This window comes from Stenotrophomonas sp. TWI587 (assembly GCF_039674145.1).
Classification (GTDB): domain Bacteria; phylum Pseudomonadota; class Gammaproteobacteria; order Xanthomonadales; family Xanthomonadaceae; genus Stenotrophomonas; species Stenotrophomonas maltophilia_AY.
In genome coordinates, this window is sequence record NZ_JBDJMW010000005.1 from 81609 (window position 1) to 98136 (window position 16528).

A 16528-nucleotide genomic window follows, 5' to 3' on the forward strand; every position below is an offset into this window, starting at 1 on the left:
GCGGCGCTTTCGCGCCGCCGTTTTTATCTTGATCCGCTACCGGACGTCAGCAGCAGCGTCCGCCGTTCTTGCCGCTGTAACGCGCCTCCTGGCGCTCGCGGAAGAACGTCTTGTAGTCCATCGGCACGCGGTCCGGATGCTTCTCCATCACATGCCGCACGTAGTTGTCGTAGTCGGGAATGCCGCAGCACAGCCGTGCGGTCTGCACCAGGCGCCGCCAGATGCGGCGGTGGGCCTGGTACTGACCGGCGGGGACGAGTTCGGTACTCATCACAGGTCCGCCATCTGGTGCGGCTGCAGCGCCACGTTCGGGGTTTCCTTGTCGGTCCGCTGCGGATTACGACGGGCCATGAAGATGGTCTTGATCGCGTAGAACAGGATCGAGAACACCACGAACAGGAACAGGACGGTCAGGCCGGTGTTGACGTAGGCGTTGACCACGATCTGATGCATCTGGCCGACGGTCTTGGCCGGCGCGGTCAGCGTGCCACTGGCGATCGCATCCTGGTACTTGTGCGCCTGGGCCAGGAAGCCCTGGGCCGGGTTCTTGTCGAAGATCTTGATCAGACCCGCATACGTGGTGCAGATCAGCAGCCACACCGCCGGCACGCCGGTCACCCAGGCGAAGCGGTCACGCTTCATCTTGAACAGCACCACGGTGCCGAGCATCAGCGCGATACCGGCCAGCATCTGGTTGGAGATGCCGAACAGCGGCCACAGCGTCTGGATGCCACCGAAGGGATCCACCACACCGGTGTAGAGCAGGTAGCCCCACAGCGCCACGCAACCGGCGGTGGCGATGATGTTGGCGGTCCACGACTCGGTCTTCTTCAGGGCCGGGATGAAGTTGCCCAGCAGGTCCTGCAGCATGAAGCGACCGGCACGGGTACCGGCATCGACCGCGGTCAGGATGAACAGCGCTTCGAACAGAATCGCGAAGTGGTACCAGAACGCCATCATCGCGTTGCTGCCGCTGGGAATCGCCTCGTGCAGGATCTGCGCGATGCCGACCGCCAGCGTCGGTGCGCCACCGGCGCGGTGCAGGATGGTCGGCTCGCCGATCGCCGCGGCCGTGGCCTCCAGCTGCTCGGGGGTGATGATGAAGCCCCACGTATTGCTGATGTAGGCCGCAGCGGAGACCGCATCTGGGCCGATCACGGCGGCCGGTGCGTTCATGGCGAAGTAGATGCCCGGGTCGATGATCGAGGCGGCCACCAGCGCCATCACCGCGACGAACGATTCCATCAGCATGCCGCCGTAGCCGATGTAGCGCATGTGGCGCTCATTGGCGAGCAGCTTGGGCGTGGTGCCCGAGGCGATCAGGGCATGGAAACCGGACACCGCGCCGCAGGCGATGGTGATGAACAGGAACGGGAACATCCCGCCTTTCCAGACCGGGCCGTCGCCGCTGGCGGCGAACTGGGTCAGCGCCGGCATCTTCAGTTCCGGCATGACGATCAGGATGCCGATCGCCAGCGCCACGATGGTGCCGATCTTGAGAAAGGTGGAGAGGTAATCACGCGGGGCCAGCAGCAGCCACACCGGCAGCACCGATGCCACGAAGCCGTAGCCGATCAGCATCCAGGTGATCTGGATGCCGGTGAAGGTGAAGGCCGGGCCCCAGACCGGATCGGCGGCGACCTTGCCACCGAACCAGATGGCGGCCAGCAGCAGGATCAGGCCGACCACGGAGATCTCACCGATCTTGCCCGGGCGGATGTAGCGCATGTACACGCCCATCAGGATCGCGATCGGCATGGTCGCGATGACCGTAAACATGCCCCATGGGCTCTCGGCCAGCGCCTTGACCACCACCATCGCCAGCACCGCCAGGATGATGATCATGATCAGGAAGGCACCGAACAAGGCAATGGTGCCAGGCACCGGCCCCATTTCCTCGCGCACCAGGTCACCCAGCGAGCGGCCGTTGCGGCGGCTGGAGAGGAACAGGATCATGAAGTCCTGCACCGCGCCCGCCACGACCACGCCCACCACCAGCCAGAGCAGGCCGGGCAGGTAGCCCATCTGCGCGGCCAGCACCGGGCCGACCAGCGGGCCTGCACCGGCGATGGCGGCGAAGTGGTGGCCGAACAGCACGTGCTTGTTGGTCGGAACGTAATCCAGACCGTCGTTGTTGATCACCGCGGGCGTGGCCCGGGTCGGATCGAGCTGCATCACCTTGTCGGCGATGAACAGGCTGTAGAAGCGATAGGCGATGAGATAGATGGAGACCGCAGCGACGACGATCCACAGCGCATTGATGGGTTCACCGCGGCGCAGTGCGACGGTGCCTAGACAGAATGCGCCAAGCAGTGCGATGACTGCCCAACCCAGTTTTGAAAAACCTTTCATGAGATTGCGTCTCCCTGGAGATCGTCGTAAGAGTCCGCCTTGGCACTGACGGGGTCAATGCAATGGCGGGGGCTTGCCGCTAGTACTTTGGTCGTAGGGTGGGTGGGGCGCGCGCCTGTGCACGTCGCCGGAACATCACGCTTGGAACAATCGGTTGCGGGCATGACGGTTGGCCGGGTGTACGCCTGCGCCCATCTTGTACCCAGTTTCCTCAGTCTGGAGTCACCATGAGCAGCCCAACTCCGGTGCGCGTGCTGCGCACCATCCGTGGCATGGCCACCTCCGATGGCGCCGGCGTGCGCCTGACGCGGGTGATCGGTGGCCCTTCGCTGCCCGACCTGGATCCGTTCCTGTTGCTGGATGAATTCGGCACCGACCGCGCCGAGGACTACATCGCCGGGTTCCCCAGCCATCCGCACCGCGGCTTCGAGACCGTCACCTACATGCTCGACGGCCGCATGCGGCACAAGGACAATCACGGCAACGAAGGCCTGCTCACGCCGGGCAGCGTGCAGTGGATGACCGCCGGCCGCGGTCTGATCCACTCGGAGATGCCCGAGCAGGAATCGGGGCAGATGCGCGGTTTCCAGCTGTGGGTGAACCTGCCCGCGCGCGACAAGATGACGGACCCGAAGTACCAGGAGTTCGCGCCGGACCACATCCCGGTGACCGCGCCCGCCGATGGCGTGCAGGTGAAGGTGATCGCCGGCCAGGTGGGTGACACCGTCGGGCCGATCGTGCAGCCGGCTACCGATCCGGTGTATCTGGACATCACGCTGGAGGCGGGTGCGGCGTGGAGCTACACGTTGCCGGACGGCCACAACGCCTTCGCTTATGTGTTCGAAGGAGGGCTGGAGATCGGCGAGAGCGACGATGCGCGCCCGGTGGCCAGGCAGGAAATGGCGGTGCTGGGCGGCGGTGACCAGCTGACCCTGCGCGCCGGCGACACCGGGGCGCGCCTGATCCTGGTGGCGGGCCGCCCGCTGCGCGAACCGGTGATGCGGCATGGGCCGTTCGTGATGAACACGAAGCAGGAGCTGATGCAGGCCTTCGTGGATTTCCAGGAAGGCCGCTTCTGAGGCATGTTCGCATCGGCCGTTGGGCGGTAACCGTGTGAGACCTGACAGTGCGGGAGGCGCCGGACAGCGGTCGGCGCTACCGTGGATGACGGGATGAGTGCGGTGCACCGTCCCGGCCTTGCTCAGCGCCCTGCTGCGACGGCGGAGGGCGTCAGGTCCATGCCCTGCGCGAGTGATTGCAGCGAACCCAGTTCGTTATTGTCACCTGCGTACAACGCAATCTGCGCGAAACGATTCTTGTCGAATTTCACGACCGTGATCCGGCGGGTCTCATAGCCCGGCGGTTTCTGGCCGCCCAGGTCGGGCTGGTACCAGTACAGCGTTTCACCCGCGAAGCTGCCTTTTTCCTGGCGCAGTGAGCGGTTCAACGGCAGCTCCGGGTTGCGGGCGCTCAAGGTCAGACTGAGCACTTCACGCCCATCGGCGGCGGTGGCCTTGCACAGGATGAAGTCGCGCTGGGCGAGTTCCTGCCATTGCAGGCCGCTGCTGGCGGGCAGGGACGGACATTCGCTGGTCGATTGCGCCGCAACGGCGCCGGCAGTGACCAGCAGACACAGACATACGACAGCGCGCAGGACGTTCATGGTTCCCCCAAGGTCGATGATCGCGTCCGTCGCTGACAGGCATTCCGGTGGCCGTCGACAACCCAGGCCGTGGTGGCGCATTCCCCGCGCGCGTACCGGATGACTCGCTGCCGTCAGTGTCGGACGAGTGATCCGAACCTTAACGGAATGTGACTCAGTGTACAAATAACGGTTTCAGGTGAATCTTTCTGCACGGACGGCCGGGCGGTGATGCACCGCCCGGCGGTCACAGTCAGCGTGGCGCGGCGCCCATCCATTTATAGACGATGCCGCCGATCAATCCACCCAGCAGCGGTGCCAGCCAGAACAACCAGAGCTGGCTGAGCGCGCCGCTGCCGGCGAACAGGGCCACGGCAGTGGAGCGCGCCGGATTGACCGAGGTGTTGGTGACCGGAATGCTGATCAGGTGAATCAGGGTCAAGGCCAGGCCGATGGCGATCGGGGCAAAGCCCGCCGGCGCGTTGCCGTGGGTGGAGCCCATGATGACGATCAGGAAGAACGCGGTGAGCACCACTTCGCACAGGAAGGCAGCGGCCACGCTGTACCCCCCGGGTGAAAGCGCACCGTAGCCATTGCTCGCAAATGCACCAGCTTGGCTGCCATCGATCTGGAAACCGGGTGCACCCGAAGCGATCTGCAGCAGGATGAAGCCGGCCAACGCGCCGCCCAGCACCTGCGCGAGGATGTAAGGAAGCAGATCGCGCGCCGGGAAGCGGCCGCCGGCCCAGAGGCCGACACTCACGGCCGGATTGAAATGCGCGCCGGACACGTGCCCGAACGCATAGGCGCCGGTCAGCACGGTCAGGCCGAAGGCCAGTGCCACGCCCAGAAAACCGATCCCCAGCGGATTGCCATCACCACCGAACCTGGCGGCCAGCACCGCGCTGCCACACCCGCCCAACACCAACCAGAACGTGCCCAGGAACTCGGCGGCCAGACGTTTGCCCATGCTCATCGACGTGCTCCACGTTATGCCCGGGGTGGGCAGGCGCAACGTAGCTGAATCGGGGTTCATCAGGGTGACGGTGGCGTCAACGCCCGACGAACGGTCAACGGCCGGGCCGGCTCAGTACGCGGGCAGGGGAATGAACTCTTTGTCGTCGCCGGGAATGGTGCCGAAGCGGCCGGCTTCCCAATCGTGCTTGGCCTGCTCGATCCGCTCGGTGGAGCTGGAGACGAAGTTCCACCAGAGGTGGCGCGGGCCGTCGAGCGGTTCGCCGCCCATCAGCATCGCCTTGATCGGCGTCTTGGCGCGCAGGCGGCCGCGGACACCCGGCTCGGGAATGATCAGGTGCTGGGCGGGGACGTCCACGCCGTCGAGCTGGGCCTGTCCTTCCAGGATGTAGAGCGAGCGTTCGGCGTGGCCGGTATCCAGATCGATTTCCGCATCGGCGTCGAGATCGATGGCGACGTTGAGGGTGTCGGCGAAGACCTTGACCGGCGATTCCTCGCCGTACGCGCGGCCGGCGATGACGCGCAGCCAGGCACCGTTCCGGCGCTGCTGGGGCAGGGTCGCGGCCGCGTGGTGGTAGAACGCGGGGTCGGTCTCTTCAAAGTCTTTTGGAAGCGCCAGCCAGGTCTGCATACCGTGCAGCGGGTGGTCGTGTTCGCGTTCGACGGCGGGCGTGCGCTCGGAGTGGGCGATGCCGCGGCCGGCGGTCATCCAGTTGACGTCACCCGGGCGGATGACCTGGTCCGAGCCGAGCGTGTCGCGGTGGCCGATGGCGCCGGACCAGAGGAAGGTGACGGTGGCCAGGCCGATATGCGGATGCGGGCGTACGTCGATGCCGGTGCCCGGGGAGAGGACGGCCGGGCCCATCTGATCGACGAACACGAACGGGCCGACGCTGCGTGCCTGCAGGGTCGGCACGGCGCGGCGCACCTGCAGGCCACCGATGTCATGGATGCGGGGGGCGATGATGGTGGTCATGCGGGCGGTCTCGCTGGCGGGGACAGAGCGGGAGGATCGCATGCGGGCTGCCGGGGCGGGAGGCCTGTATCGGTAACAGGTTGTTCTGCCTTGGCGTGGTTGCGGCGCCTTTTTGCCATCGGCTTGGAGCAGGACGGGCAGCCCTTTGCAGGACACGCTGTGAATACCTCCCTGTAAGCTCGTAAGCGGCATCCATGCCGCTTAACGGTCCTGCAAAGGGCTGCCCGTCCCGCTCCCCCCACGGTTTCACGCGCGAGCGGACACAAACAACAACGCCAGCGTGCGCTGGCGTTGTTGCGATGCTCAGATCACCGGTTCGCGCAGTACCGGCGAATCCCAGCCCGGGCGAGGGGCGAAACGGTCGCCGTAGCGCTGCTGCAGGACCTTGAGGCGTTCGACCAGCGCGTCGGCGCCGGTGGCGCGGATGTACTGGATCGGGCCACCGCGGAACGGGGCGAAGCCGGTGCCGAAGATCACGCCGGCATCGAGCAGATCGGCATCGGCGACGACGCCGTCGTGCAGGCAGGCGACGGCTTCGTTGAGCAGCGGCAGGATCAGGCGGTCTTCGAGATCGGCAGGGACCTCGTAGTTGGCGGGGACGTCCGGCTTCTGGGCGCGGCCGTTCTCCCACTTGTACAGGCCCTGGCCGTCCTTCTTGCCACGCTTGCCCTGTTCCACCGTCGCCAGTGCGGCCGGTACCTGCAGGCCGAGGAAGGGCGCCAGTTCCTTGCCCACGCCGGCCGCCACATCCAGGCCGACGGTGTCGAGCAGTTCGATCGGGCCCATCGGCATGCCGAACTTGACGGCGGCTTTGTCCAGCACCGGGCCCGGCACGCCTTCGGCATACGCGGTGGCCGCTTCAAGCATGTACGGGAACAGCACGCGGTTGACCAGGAAGCCGGGGGTGCCGGCAACCGGCACCGGGAACTTGCCCAGTGCTTTGCAGAAGGAGGCCAGGCGACGCTCTGTCTCCGGCGCCATGCCGTCGTGATGGATGATTTCCACCAGCGGCATCTGCGCGACCGGGTTGAAGTAATGCAGGCCGGCGAACTGCGCCGGGCGCTGGATGTGGTCGCGTAGTTCGTCCAGCGGGATCGAGGAGGTGTTGGTGGTCAGCAGCGCATCGGCCTTCATCCTCGGCTCCAGCGACTGGTACAGCTCGCGCTTGGCTTCCGGGTTTTCGATGATGGCTTCGATCACCAGATCGGCCTGGGCCACGCCCTCGCCAGCGAGATCGGCTTTCAGGCGCGCGGCCACGGCCGGGCGCTTGGTGTCGTCCTTCACCCGCTTGGCGAACAGCGCCTGCGCGCGTTCCATGGCCGTGTCGATGAAGCGCTGTTCGCGGTCCTGCAGGGTCACGTTGAAGCCCTTGTAGGCCGACCACGCGGCGATGTCACCGCCCATCACGCCGGCACCGACCACGTGCACGTGCTGGATACCATGGTCCTTGCCGCCGAGGGCCTTCAGGCGTTCGGTCAGGAAGAAGATGCGGATCAGGTTGCGCGCGGTCGGGGTGCCGGCCAGCTTCACCACGGCGCGGCGCTCGGCATCCAGACGGGTCTGGATCGGGCTGCCGCCGGTGCGCGCCCAGGTGTTGATCAGTGCGTAGGGGGCGGGGTAATGCTCCTTGCGCGCTTTGCGGGCGACCTGCTTGGCCATCTGCGGGGCAAGCAGCTTGCGTGCCAGCCAGGTATTGGTGATCCACGCGGTCGCACGCTGCTTGAACGGGCGGGTGGTGCCCTTCAGCGCGAGCGACACCGCGGTATCGAGCAGCACGGCCGGTGCGACTACCTTGTCGATCAGGCCGATGTTGCGCGCGGCCGAGGCCGACAGATTGCGGCCGGTCAGCATCATGTCCATCGCCGCCGGCGCGCCCACCAGCTGCGGCAGGCGCGAGCTGCCACCCCAGCCCGGGAAAATGCCCAGCTGGGTTTCCGGCAGGCCGATGCGGGTGGAGGCATCGTTGGAGGCCACGCGGTACCGGCAGGCCAACGCCAGCTCGGTGCCGCCGCCCAGGCAATGGCCGTGGATCGCCGCGACGGTCGGGCAGGGCAGTTCGGCCAGCTTCTGGTAGGTGCTCTGGCCACGGCGGATCGCGTCATTGACGGTGCCGCGGCGGTCGAATTCCTGGAATTCCTTCAGGTCCGCACCGGCGATGAAGCCGGCGGCCTTGATCGACTGGATCACCACCGCCTTGGGCGGGTCCATCGCGATCCGCTCGATCAGGTCGCCCAGCTCGAGCAGCACGTCCTGCGACATGGCATTGACGCTGCTGTCGTGGCGGTCGAGGCTGAGCACGACGACGCCATCGTCACGGATCTGCGGGTGCCAATGCGAGAAGCGGAGCCCATCGAAGCCTGAGAGCATGGGAACGTTCCATCCGGTTGTGTATGGAGAAGGGGGCTATGATCCAGAGGTTGTTTCCTCCCCGTCAAATCCCTATAGCTGGGGGAGAGAAGCCGTCGATCCATTGCCTGGATCGGAAACCTTAACGGAACGGTGGTTAAAAGCTGGTGCGGCGCAGTGTGATCGAGCGCTGAACTTTTCCCGGGATTGGCAGTCTCATTGCCCGACGTCGGTTGGGCTGACAGGAGTGCGGCCCCCCATGGCCGAGGTTGAAACACCACAGGAGCTGGACCTGGAGCTGGTCCGACGTGTGCAGCGTGGCGAGAGCGCGGCGTTCGATGTCCTGGTGCGCAAGTACCAGCATCGGATCATCGCGCTGATCGGGCGCTACATCGCGGACTGGAGTGAATGTCAGGACGTGGCCCAGGACACTTTCGTCCGCGCGTATCGCGCGATCGGCAGTTTCCGCGGCGACGCCCAGTTCTATACCTGGTTGCACAGGATCGCCGTGAACACTGCCAAGAACCATCTCGCCGCCCACAACCGCCGCCCGCCCACCGATGACATCGAGATCGGGGACGCCGAACAGTTCGACAGCGGTACGCGTCTGCGCGACACCGACACGCCCGAGCGCGAGTTGATGCGGCAGGAGCTGGAACAGACGGTGATGAAGGCGGTCTCCGCGCTGCCTGAAGAACTGCGATCGGCCATCACCATGCGCGAGGTGGACGGCCTGAGCTACGACGAAATCGCGCAGAAGATGGGGTGTCCGATCGGCACCGTGCGGTCGCGGATCTTCCGTGCCCGCGAGGCGATCGACACTGAACTTCGGCCGCTGCTCGATGTGGGCAGCGCCACCCGCGAGAAGAGCCGCGCATGAGCCACGATATGTCCAATGATGCTTCCCGGGGCGCGTCCCCCGATAAATTCGACGCCCATTACCGGCAGCAGCTGTCTTCGTTGATCGACGGTGAGCTGTCGGCCGATGAAGCCCGTTTCATGCTGCGTCGGCTGGAACACGATGAGGCCTTGTCCAGCTGCAACGAGCGCTGGCAGATGCTCGGCGATGTGCTGCGCGGGCAGGCCTGCGCACCGGCGCCGGTCGATTTCGCCGAGCGGGTCCGCGTTTCCGTGGCCGCTGAGCCGGCACCAGCGATGCAGGCCAATGTCGAGCGCAGCCAGGACCGCAAGGAACGCCGTGGCGGCTGGCGTCGTTGGGGCGGTGGCGCGGCACTGGCCGCGTCCGTCGCGGCCGTGGCGATGTTCATGACCCGCGAGCAGCTGCCGGACCCGGCAGCGCTGGACGCGCCGACCACCATCATCGCCAGCCAGGCCGAGCTGCCGCCCGCGCCCGCGCCGACAACGGAAGCCGCTGCCGCCGAGCAGGCGCTGGCCGTAGCGGCGGTGCCGGCTGCCGCCGTGGCGGCCGCCAGCCGCCGCCAGGACGTGGCCAATGCGCGCCGCGCCAGTGCCACCCGCACCCAGCAGGCCGCACGCAGCGCTGCCGAGCGCAGTGCCGAGCCGCAACGTGCGGTCGCCAGCCAGGTGCCGCTGACGCCGGCGGTACCGGCGGCCACCGCGCGCCAGTTCCCGTTCGGTGAGGTGGGCAACCTGCAGGCCAAGCCCTGGCCGCGGTCCAGCCTGGCCCCGGCCGCGGGCGGGGCGCTCAATGCCAGCTTCTCCACGCAGGCCCCGCAGGCAGCGTTCTATCCGTTCGAGCCGCGTCTGCAGGAGTCCGCCGAGTCGGCTGAGCCCGCCCGCCGGCACCGCGACTGAGCATCGTCGCCCTGACGTTCCGCTCCGGCCTGTGCGCCGGAGCGTTTCCCCCCGCTTTGTTCCCTGACCCGGAGGTTCGTGTCTGATGACCGCCCGTATCCGTACCCATGCCCTGGCGCTGATCGCCATGACGCTCCCGCTGGTGGCCTGTGCGCAGTCGCCCTCGCCATCGCCTGCGACTCCGGCCGCACCGGCCGCCGCCGCACCACGGGCGCCTGCGCCGCAACTGGTCAGTGGCCTGCCGGACTTCACCAACCTGGTCGAACAGGTCGGGCCGGGCGTGGTCAACGTCGAAACCACCATCGTGCGCAGCAACCGCCAGGCCCGCGCCATGGGCCCGGGGGGCGATGATGAGATGCCCGAGTTCTTCCGCCGCTTCTTCGGCCCGGACTTCCAGATGCCGGGGCAGGGCCCCGGTGGCCAGGACGACAGCCCGCGCATCCAGGGCCGTGGCATGGGCTCGGGCTTCATCATCTCGGCCGATGGCTATGTGCTGACCAACTATCACGTGGTTGCCGACGCCAGCGAAGTGAAGGTCAAGCTCGGCGACCGCCGCGAGTTCACCGCCAAGGTCATCGGCAGCGATCAGCAGTACGACGTTGCGCTGCTCAAGATCGACGGCAAGAACCTGCCGACGGTGCGGGTGGGCGATTCCAATACGCTCAAGCCGGGTCAGTGGGTCGTCGCCATCGGTTCGCCGTTCGGCCTGGATCATTCGGTCACCGCCGGCGTCGTCAGCGCGGTCGGCCGCAGCACCGGGGGCGCCGATCAGCGCTACGTCCCCTTCATCCAGACCGACGTGGCGATCAACCAGGGCAATTCCGGTGGCCCGCTGCTCAATACCCGGGGTGAAGTGGTCGGCATCAACTCGCAGATCTTCTCCGCCTCCGGCGGCTACATGGGCATCAGCTTCGCGATCCCGATCGATCTGGCCATGGGCGCGGTCGAGCAGATCAAGAAGAACGGCCGGGTCAGCCGCGGCCAGCTTGGCGCCATGGTCGGGGCCGTCACGGCCGATGTCGCGCAGGGCTTCAAGCTGCCCGACAGCCGGGGCGCGTTGGTGAACCAGCTGGTTCCCGGCAGCGCCGCAGCCAAGTCCGGCCTGGAGGTCGGTGACGTGATCCGGTCCGTGAACGGCACGCCGATCAATGTGTCCAGCGACCTGCCGCCGATGATTGGTGCCCTGCCGCCGGGAACCAAGGTGCGCATCGTGGTGCTGCGTGAGGGCAAGGAACGCGAGATCACCGCCACGCTGACCGAGCTGGCCGAAGACGCCGAACGCGGCAACACGCCCCAGGCGGCCGATGCGGCCAAGCCGGAAACCGGCGCCAACGCCCTGCTGGGGCTGGAGGTGGCCGATCTGACCGCGCCGCAGCGCCAGCAGCTGGGCCTGGCCTCGGGCGAGGGCGTGCGCATCACCCGGGTCACCGGTCAGTCGGCACGGGATGCGCGCCTGTCCCAGGGCATGGTGGTGCTGCAGGTCGGACGGACGCCAGTGGGCAGTGTGGCCGCGCTGAACAAGGCGTTGAGCGGTTACAGCAAGGGCGATGTGGTCATGCTGCTGGTCCGCGCCAACGGCAACAGCGCCTTCGTGCCGGTCAAGGCCGGCCAATAAGCCCGCCCCGCCTGCGTTTCCGGGCCCGCTTCGGCGGGCCTGGTCGTTTCTGGGGGGCCGTTGGCGACAATCGCTACGGGGCCCACGCGGGATCGGGCCGGCCATGCGATAATCCGCAGTCATCCTGACGACGCGACGCGCCGCCGCCACCTATGTCTTCTGATTCGATGCGGTTCATCCGCAACTTCTCCATCATCGCCCATGTCGACCACGGCAAGTCCACGCTGGCCGATCGCATCATCCAGCTTTGCGGTGGCCTCCAGGCCCGTGAGATGGAGGCGCAGGTGCTCGACTCGAACCCGATCGAGCGCGAGCGTGGCATCACCATCAAGGCGCAGTCGGTCTCGCTGCCGTATGTCGCCAAAGATGGCCACACCTACCACCTGAACTTCATCGACACCCCCGGGCATGTCGACTTCTCCTATGAAGTCAGCCGCTCGCTGGCCGCCTGCGAAGGCGCGCTGCTGGTGGTCGATGCGGCCCAGGGCGTGGAAGCGCAGTCCGTGGCCAACTGCTACACGGCCGTCGAGCAGGGTCTGGAAGTGGTGCCGGTGATCAACAAGATCGACCTGCCCACCGCCGACATCGACCGTGCCAAGGCCGAGATCGAGGCCGTGATCGGCATCGATGCGACCGACGCCGTGGCGGTCAGCGCCAAGACCGGCCTGAACGTGGGCGACGTGCTGGAAGCGATCGTGCATCGCATTCCGCCGCCGGTGCCGCGCGATACCGACAAGCTGCAGGCGCTGATCATCGACTCGTGGTTCGACAACTACCTGGGCGTGGTCTCGCTGGTGCGCGTGATGCAGGGCCAGATCAAGGCCGGCGACAAGCTGCAGGTGATGTCCACCGGCCGCAACCACCAGGTCGACAACGTCGGCGTGTTCACCCCCAAGCGCAAGGTGCTGCCGGCACTGAACGCCGGTGAGGTGGGCTGGGTGACGGCCAGCATCAAGGACGTGCACGGTGCGCCGGTCGGTGACACCCTGACCATGGCCGCCGATCCGGCCGCCAAGCCGCTGCCGGGCTTCCAGGAAATGCAGCCGCGCGTGTTCGCCGGCCTGTTCCCGGTCGATGCGGAGGATTACCCGGACCTGCGCGAAGCGCTGGACAAGCTGCGCCTGAACGATGCCGCGCTGCGTTTCGAGCCGGAAAGCTCCGAGGCGATGGGCTTCGGCTTCCGCTGCGGCTTCCTGGGCATGCTGCACATGGAAATCGTGCAGGAGCGCCTGGAGCGCGAGTACAACCTGGATCTGATCAGCACCGCGCCGACGGTGGTCTATGAAGTACTCAAGACCGACGGCAGCATCATCAACATGGACAACCCGGCCAAGCTGCCGCCGGTGAACATGGTCGATGAGATCCGCGAGCCGATCATCCGTGCCAACGTACTCACCCCCGAGGAGTACATCGGCAACATCATCAAGCTGTGCGAAGAAAAGCGCGGCAGCCAGATCGGCATCAACTACCTGGGCAGCCAGGTGCAGATCAGCTATGAGCTGCCGATGGCCGAAGTGGTGCTGGACTTCTTCGACAAGCTCAAGTCGGTCAGCCGCGGCTACGCCTCGCTGGACTATCACTTCGTGCGCTTCGATGCCGGTCCGTTCGTCCGCGTGGACGTGCTGATCAACGGCGACAAGGTCGATGCGCTGTCGCTGATCGTGCACCGCAGCCATGCCGACCGCCGCGGCCGCGAGCTGTGCGAAAAGATGAAAGAGCTGATCCCGCGCCAGCAGTTCGACGTGGCCATCCAGGCTGCCGTCGGCTCGCAGATCATCTCGCGCACCACGGTCAAGGCCATGCGCAAGAACGTGCTGGCCAAGTGCTATGGTGGCGACGTTTCGCGCAAGAAGAAGCTGCTCGAAAAGCAGAAGGAAGGCAAGAAGCGCATGAAGCAGGTCGGCCGCGTGGAAATCCCGCAGGAAGCCTTCCTGGCCGTGCTGCAGATGGACAAGTAAGGCCGGATGGCCTTCCCGGTGGCGGCAGGCGGCACCCTCCCGGTGTCGCCGGGCGCGCAGGGAACCACCCCCGCACCGCTGCAATCGTTCCCAAGGACACTGCATGAAATTGTTTGAGATCCTCCTGGTCGTACTGACGCTGGCCTCGGGCCTGATCCTGCTGGGCGAAAAGCTGTACTTCGCCAAGCGCCGCGCCCAGCGTGCCGGCCTGCTGGATACCGAGCCGGTGATGGTCGATTACGCACGGGCGTTCTTCCCGGTGCTGGCGATCGTGCTGGTGGTGCGCAGCTTCATTGCCGAGCCGTACAAGATTCCGTCCAGCTCGATGATGCCCAACCTGCTGATCGGCGATTTCATCCTGGTCAACAAGTTCTCCTACGGCCTGCGCCTGCCGCTGAACAATGCCAAGGTGGTGCCGTTCGGCGAGCCCAAGCGCGGCGATGTGGTGGTGTTCCACTTCCCGGGCCATTCGGACAACGATCCGGCCAAGGGCGAGAACTTCATCAAGCGCGTGATCGGCGTGCCGGGTGACCAGATCGAGTTCCAGGGCAACGGGCTGATCCTCAACGGCGAGCCGGTCACCTACGACAACAAGGGTCTGTACGCCGGGCACAATGGCCAGGGCGAGGGCAGCTCGCTGCTGGTCGAGCACCTGCCGGGCCGCACCCACACCGTGCTCGAGACCGATTACGCTCGCGGGCAGGGCCAGTGGACCGTGCCGGCCGGCAAGTACCTGGTCATGGGCGACAACCGCGACAATAGTGACGACGGCCGCTTCTGGGGCCTGCTGCCGGAGGAGAATCTCCGTGGCAAGGCCTTCCTGATCTGGCTGAACTGCTCGGGCTGGTTCTGCAAGGACGGTTTTGAACCGTCGCGGATCGGTACGGCCATCCATTGATTCATGGCACACGCGTATCTGGGGAGAAACGCAATGAAGAGCATGACATCGCAGCGCGGCATCACCTTGACCTCGTTCCTGGTGGTGCTGATCGTGGTCGCCTTCGGCCTGTACATCGGCATGAAGCTGTTCCCGATGTACCAGGAGTACTACGCCGTACGTTCGGCGATGAAGAGCCTGGCCAAGGAGCCCGGCGTGGGCAACATGGAGCCGCGCCGCGTCCAGGACATGTTCTTCAAGCGCCTGTACATCAATTACTCCGAGAACGTGAAGCCTGCCAACGTGAAGTTTGATCGCATCGATGGCGGCTGGAACATGAAGGTCTACTACGAAGTGCGCCGTGAACTGATCGGCAATCTGGACGTGGTGGGCAAATTTGATTCAAACCAGGAATTGACCCGTAGCGGTGCCGACTAAGACCTTCCAACGCGGTGACCTGATTGGTCACGCCTTCAACGATCCGGGCCTGCTCAAGCAGGCCTTGACGCATCGCAGCGCCGGCTCGCCCAACAACGAGCGGCTGGAATTCCTCGGCGACAGCATCGTCAACATGATGGTGGCCCAGGCGCTGTACGAACGCTGGCCCAAGGCTGACGAAGGCGCGCTGACCCGCGCCCGCGCCGAGCTGGTGCGCGAAGGCGCGCTGGCGGTGATCGCGCGCGAGCTGCAATTGGGCGATCGCCTGATCCTGGGGCCCGGCGAGATGAAGACCGGCGGGCACCGTCGCGACTCCATCCTGGCCGACGCGCTGGAAGCGGTGGTCGCGGCGATCTACCTCGATGCCGGCTTTGCCGTCTGCCAGACCGTGGTACTGCCGTGGTTCCTGGCCTCGATGCAGGCCCTGCCGGCCACCGGCAAGCCCGAGAAAGACCCCAAGACCCGCCTGCAGGAATGGCTGCAGGCCCGACAGAAGGCGCTGCCGCTGTACGAGCTGGTGTCAGAATCGGGTGACGATCACGCCAAGACCTTCCGGGTACGCTGCGGCGTAACCGACCCCGCTGTCAGCACCGAAGGCGAAGGTGCCTCGCGACGGCTGGCCGAACAACAAGCGGCTGCCGCCGCCCTTGAGCAACTGGATTCCAAGTGAACGAAGCTATCCCCCATCGTTCCGGCAGCGTGGCCGTCATCGGTCGCCCCAACGTCGGCAAATCCACCCTGACCAACGCCCTGGTGGGCGCCAAGGTCAGCATCGTCTCCAACCGTCCGCAGACTACGCGGCACCGGCTGCTGGGTATCGCCAGTTACCCGGAGGGCCAGATCGTCCTGGTCGATACTCCCGGCCTGCACCGTGCGCAGAAGCGCGCCATGAACCGGGTGATGAACCGCGCCGCGCGCGGCTCGCTCGAGGGCGTGGACGCCGGCATGCTGGTGATCGAAGCCGGCCGCTGGGATGATGAAGACACCCTGGCCTTCAACGTGCTGAGCGATTCGGGCATCCCGGTGGTGCTGGTGGTCAACAAGATCGACCGGCTGAAGGACAAGGGCGCGCTGCTGCCGTTCCTGCAGCAGGTCACCGAAGGCCGCACGTTCGCGGCGGTGCACCCGATCTCCGCGCAGAAGCGCAACGGCCTGGAATCGCTGGTCCGCGACCTGATGAAGCTGTTGCCGGAAGCCCCGCCGATGTTCGGCGAGGACGAGATCACCGACCGCAGCCAGCGCTTCCTCGCCGGTGAACTGGTCCGCGAGCAGTTGATGCGCCAGTTGGGCGAGGAGTTGCCGTACGCGACCACGGTCGAGATCGAGCGCTTCGTCGAAGACGGCAACCTGCTGCGCATCGGCGCGGTGATCTGGGTCGAGCGCGAAGGCCAGAAGGCGATCGTGATCGGCAAGGCCGGCACCCGCTTGAAGGAGATCGGCGCCAAGTCGCGCCTGCAGATGGAGCGCCTGTTCGGTGCCAAGGTCTTCCTGGAAACCTGGGTGCGCGTGCGCGAAGGCTGGTCCGACGACGAAGCCGCGCTCAAGGCGTTCGGCTACGAATAAGCCGGCCCCA

15 protein-coding genes are annotated in these 16528 nt (G+C 66.2%); 9 read left to right on the forward strand and 6 right to left on the reverse strand.

Annotated elements, in window-relative coordinates:
* Positions 1 to 46: 46 nt before the first annotated feature.
* Positions 47 to 271, reverse strand: a complete 225-nt coding sequence (locus ABE464_RS09695) for a CstA-like transporter-associated (seleno)protein (RefSeq protein WP_346471777.1) — start codon at positions 269 to 271, stop codon at positions 47 to 49.
* On the reverse strand, positions 271 to 2352 hold the full coding sequence (locus tag ABE464_RS09700; protein WP_346471778.1) for a carbon starvation CstA family protein: 2082 nt from the start codon (positions 2350 to 2352) through the stop codon (positions 271 to 273). The genes ABE464_RS09695 and ABE464_RS09700 overlap by 1 nt, the downstream gene beginning before the upstream one ends.
* A gap of 227 nt (positions 2353 to 2579) precedes the next feature.
* Between ABE464_RS09700 and ABE464_RS09705 the strand changes: the two genes are divergently transcribed.
* Entirely contained in the window at positions 2580 to 3431 is an 852-nt protein-coding gene (locus tag ABE464_RS09705; RefSeq protein ID WP_346471779.1) for a pirin family protein, read from the forward strand.
* A gap of 122 nt (positions 3432 to 3553) precedes the next feature.
* Here ABE464_RS09705 and ABE464_RS09710 read toward each other — a convergent pair whose 3' ends face one another.
* From ABE464_RS09710 to ABE464_RS09725, 4 genes are all read right to left on the reverse strand, one after another.
* Complete coding sequence (locus ABE464_RS09710) at positions 3554 to 4015, reverse strand: hypothetical protein (protein ID WP_346471780.1); 462 nt, start codon at positions 4013 to 4015, stop codon at positions 3554 to 3556.
* 232 nt (positions 4016 to 4247) lie between these two features.
* A complete protein-coding gene (aqpZ, locus tag ABE464_RS09715) occupies positions 4248 to 4970 on the reverse strand; it encodes an aquaporin Z (RefSeq protein ID WP_346471781.1) in 723 nt (240 codons plus the stop codon).
* A gap of 111 nt (positions 4971 to 5081) precedes the next feature.
* Positions 5082 to 5945: a pirin family protein gene (locus ABE464_RS09720; protein WP_346472008.1), complete on the reverse strand. Its 864-nt coding sequence runs from the start codon at positions 5943 to 5945 to the stop codon at positions 5082 to 5084.
* 303 nt (positions 5946 to 6248) lie between these two features.
* Positions 6249 to 8312 carry a 3-hydroxyacyl-CoA dehydrogenase NAD-binding domain-containing protein gene (locus ABE464_RS09725; RefSeq protein WP_346471782.1) on the reverse strand — a complete coding sequence of 688 codons (2064 nt, stop codon included), beginning with the start codon at positions 8310 to 8312 and terminating at the stop codon, positions 6249 to 6251.
* Positions 8313 to 8550: 238 nt separating this feature from the next.
* Here ABE464_RS09725 and rpoE point away from each other — a divergent pair, with 238 nt between their 5' ends.
* The 8 genes from rpoE (at position 8551) to era (ending at position 16518) form a co-directional block, all read left to right on the forward strand.
* Positions 8551 to 9171 (forward strand): RNA polymerase sigma factor RpoE, encoded by a 621-nt coding sequence (gene rpoE / locus ABE464_RS09730; protein ID WP_123730518.1) that lies wholly within the window; start codon positions 8551 to 8553, stop codon positions 9169 to 9171.
* An 8-nt stretch (positions 9172 to 9179) separates the two neighbouring features.
* A complete protein-coding gene (locus tag ABE464_RS09735) occupies positions 9180 to 10067 on the forward strand; it encodes a sigma-E factor negative regulatory protein (protein ID WP_346471783.1) in 888 nt (295 codons plus the stop codon).
* Between the two features lie 85 nt (positions 10068 to 10152).
* On the forward strand, positions 10153 to 11682 hold the full coding sequence (locus ABE464_RS09740) for a DegQ family serine endoprotease (RefSeq protein ID WP_346471784.1): 1530 nt from the start codon (positions 10153 to 10155) through the stop codon (positions 11680 to 11682).
* Positions 11683 to 11849: 167 nt separating this feature from the next.
* Positions 11850 to 13640 (forward strand): translation elongation factor 4, encoded by a 1791-nt coding sequence (lepA, locus tag ABE464_RS09745; protein WP_346472009.1) that lies wholly within the window; start codon positions 11850 to 11852, stop codon positions 13638 to 13640.
* A gap of 103 nt (positions 13641 to 13743) precedes the next feature.
* Positions 13744 to 14538 (forward strand): signal peptidase I, encoded by a 795-nt coding sequence (gene lepB / locus ABE464_RS09750; RefSeq protein ID WP_123730522.1) that lies wholly within the window; start codon positions 13744 to 13746, stop codon positions 14536 to 14538.
* 33 nt (positions 14539 to 14571) lie between these two features.
* Positions 14572 to 14955 (forward strand): DUF4845 domain-containing protein, encoded by a 384-nt coding sequence (locus tag ABE464_RS09755; protein WP_259259533.1) that lies wholly within the window; start codon positions 14572 to 14574, stop codon positions 14953 to 14955.
* A complete protein-coding gene (gene rnc / locus ABE464_RS09760) occupies positions 14945 to 15625 on the forward strand; it encodes a ribonuclease III (protein WP_259259534.1) in 681 nt (226 codons plus the stop codon). The genes ABE464_RS09755 and rnc overlap by 11 nt, the downstream gene beginning before the upstream one ends.
* Positions 15622 to 16518, forward strand: coding sequence for a GTPase Era (gene era / locus ABE464_RS09765; protein WP_346471785.1), 897 nt, complete (start codon positions 15622 to 15624; stop codon positions 16516 to 16518). The genes rnc and era overlap by 4 nt, the downstream gene beginning before the upstream one ends.
* The last annotated feature ends 10 nt before the right edge of the window (positions 16519 to 16528 follow it).

Bases quoted from the DNA above. Each gene is read 5' to 3' on its own strand.
- ABE464_RS09720 (WP_346472008.1), bottom strand. From the start codon at position 5,945: ATGACCACCATCATCGCCCCCCGCATCCATGACATCGGTGGCCTGCAG.
- rpoE (WP_123730518.1), top strand. From the start codon at position 8,551: ATGGCCGAGGTTGAAACACCACAGGAGCTGGACCTGGAGCTGGTCCGA.
- ABE464_RS09755 (WP_259259533.1), top strand. From the start codon at position 14,572: ATGAAGAGCATGACATCGCAGCGCGGCATCACCTTGACCTCGTTCCTG.
- ABE464_RS09695 (WP_346471777.1), bottom strand. From the start codon at position 271: ATGAGTACCGAACTCGTCCCCGCCGGTCAGTACCAGGCCCACCGCCGC.
- ABE464_RS09700 (WP_346471778.1), bottom strand. From the start codon at position 2,352: ATGAAAGGTTTTTCAAAACTGGGTTGGGCAGTCATCGCACTGCTTGGC.
- aqpZ (WP_346471781.1), bottom strand. From the start codon at position 4,970: ATGAGCATGGGCAAACGTCTGGCCGCCGAGTTCCTGGGCACGTTCTGG.
- ABE464_RS09735 (WP_346471783.1), top strand. From the start codon at position 9,180: ATGTCCAATGATGCTTCCCGGGGCGCGTCCCCCGATAAATTCGACGCC.
- lepB (WP_123730522.1), top strand. From the start codon at position 13,744: ATGAAATTGTTTGAGATCCTCCTGGTCGTACTGACGCTGGCCTCGGGC.
- lepA (WP_346472009.1), top strand. From the start codon at position 11,850: ATGCGGTTCATCCGCAACTTCTCCATCATCGCCCATGTCGACCACGGC.
- ABE464_RS09705 (WP_346471779.1), top strand. From the start codon at position 2,580: ATGAGCAGCCCAACTCCGGTGCGCGTGCTGCGCACCATCCGTGGCATG.
- ABE464_RS09740 (WP_346471784.1), top strand. From the start codon at position 10,153: ATGACCGCCCGTATCCGTACCCATGCCCTGGCGCTGATCGCCATGACG.
- ABE464_RS09725 (WP_346471782.1), bottom strand. From the start codon at position 8,312: ATGCTCTCAGGCTTCGATGGGCTCCGCTTCTCGCATTGGCACCCGCAG.
- ABE464_RS09710 (WP_346471780.1), bottom strand. From the start codon at position 4,015: ATGAACGTCCTGCGCGCTGTCGTATGTCTGTGTCTGCTGGTCACTGCC.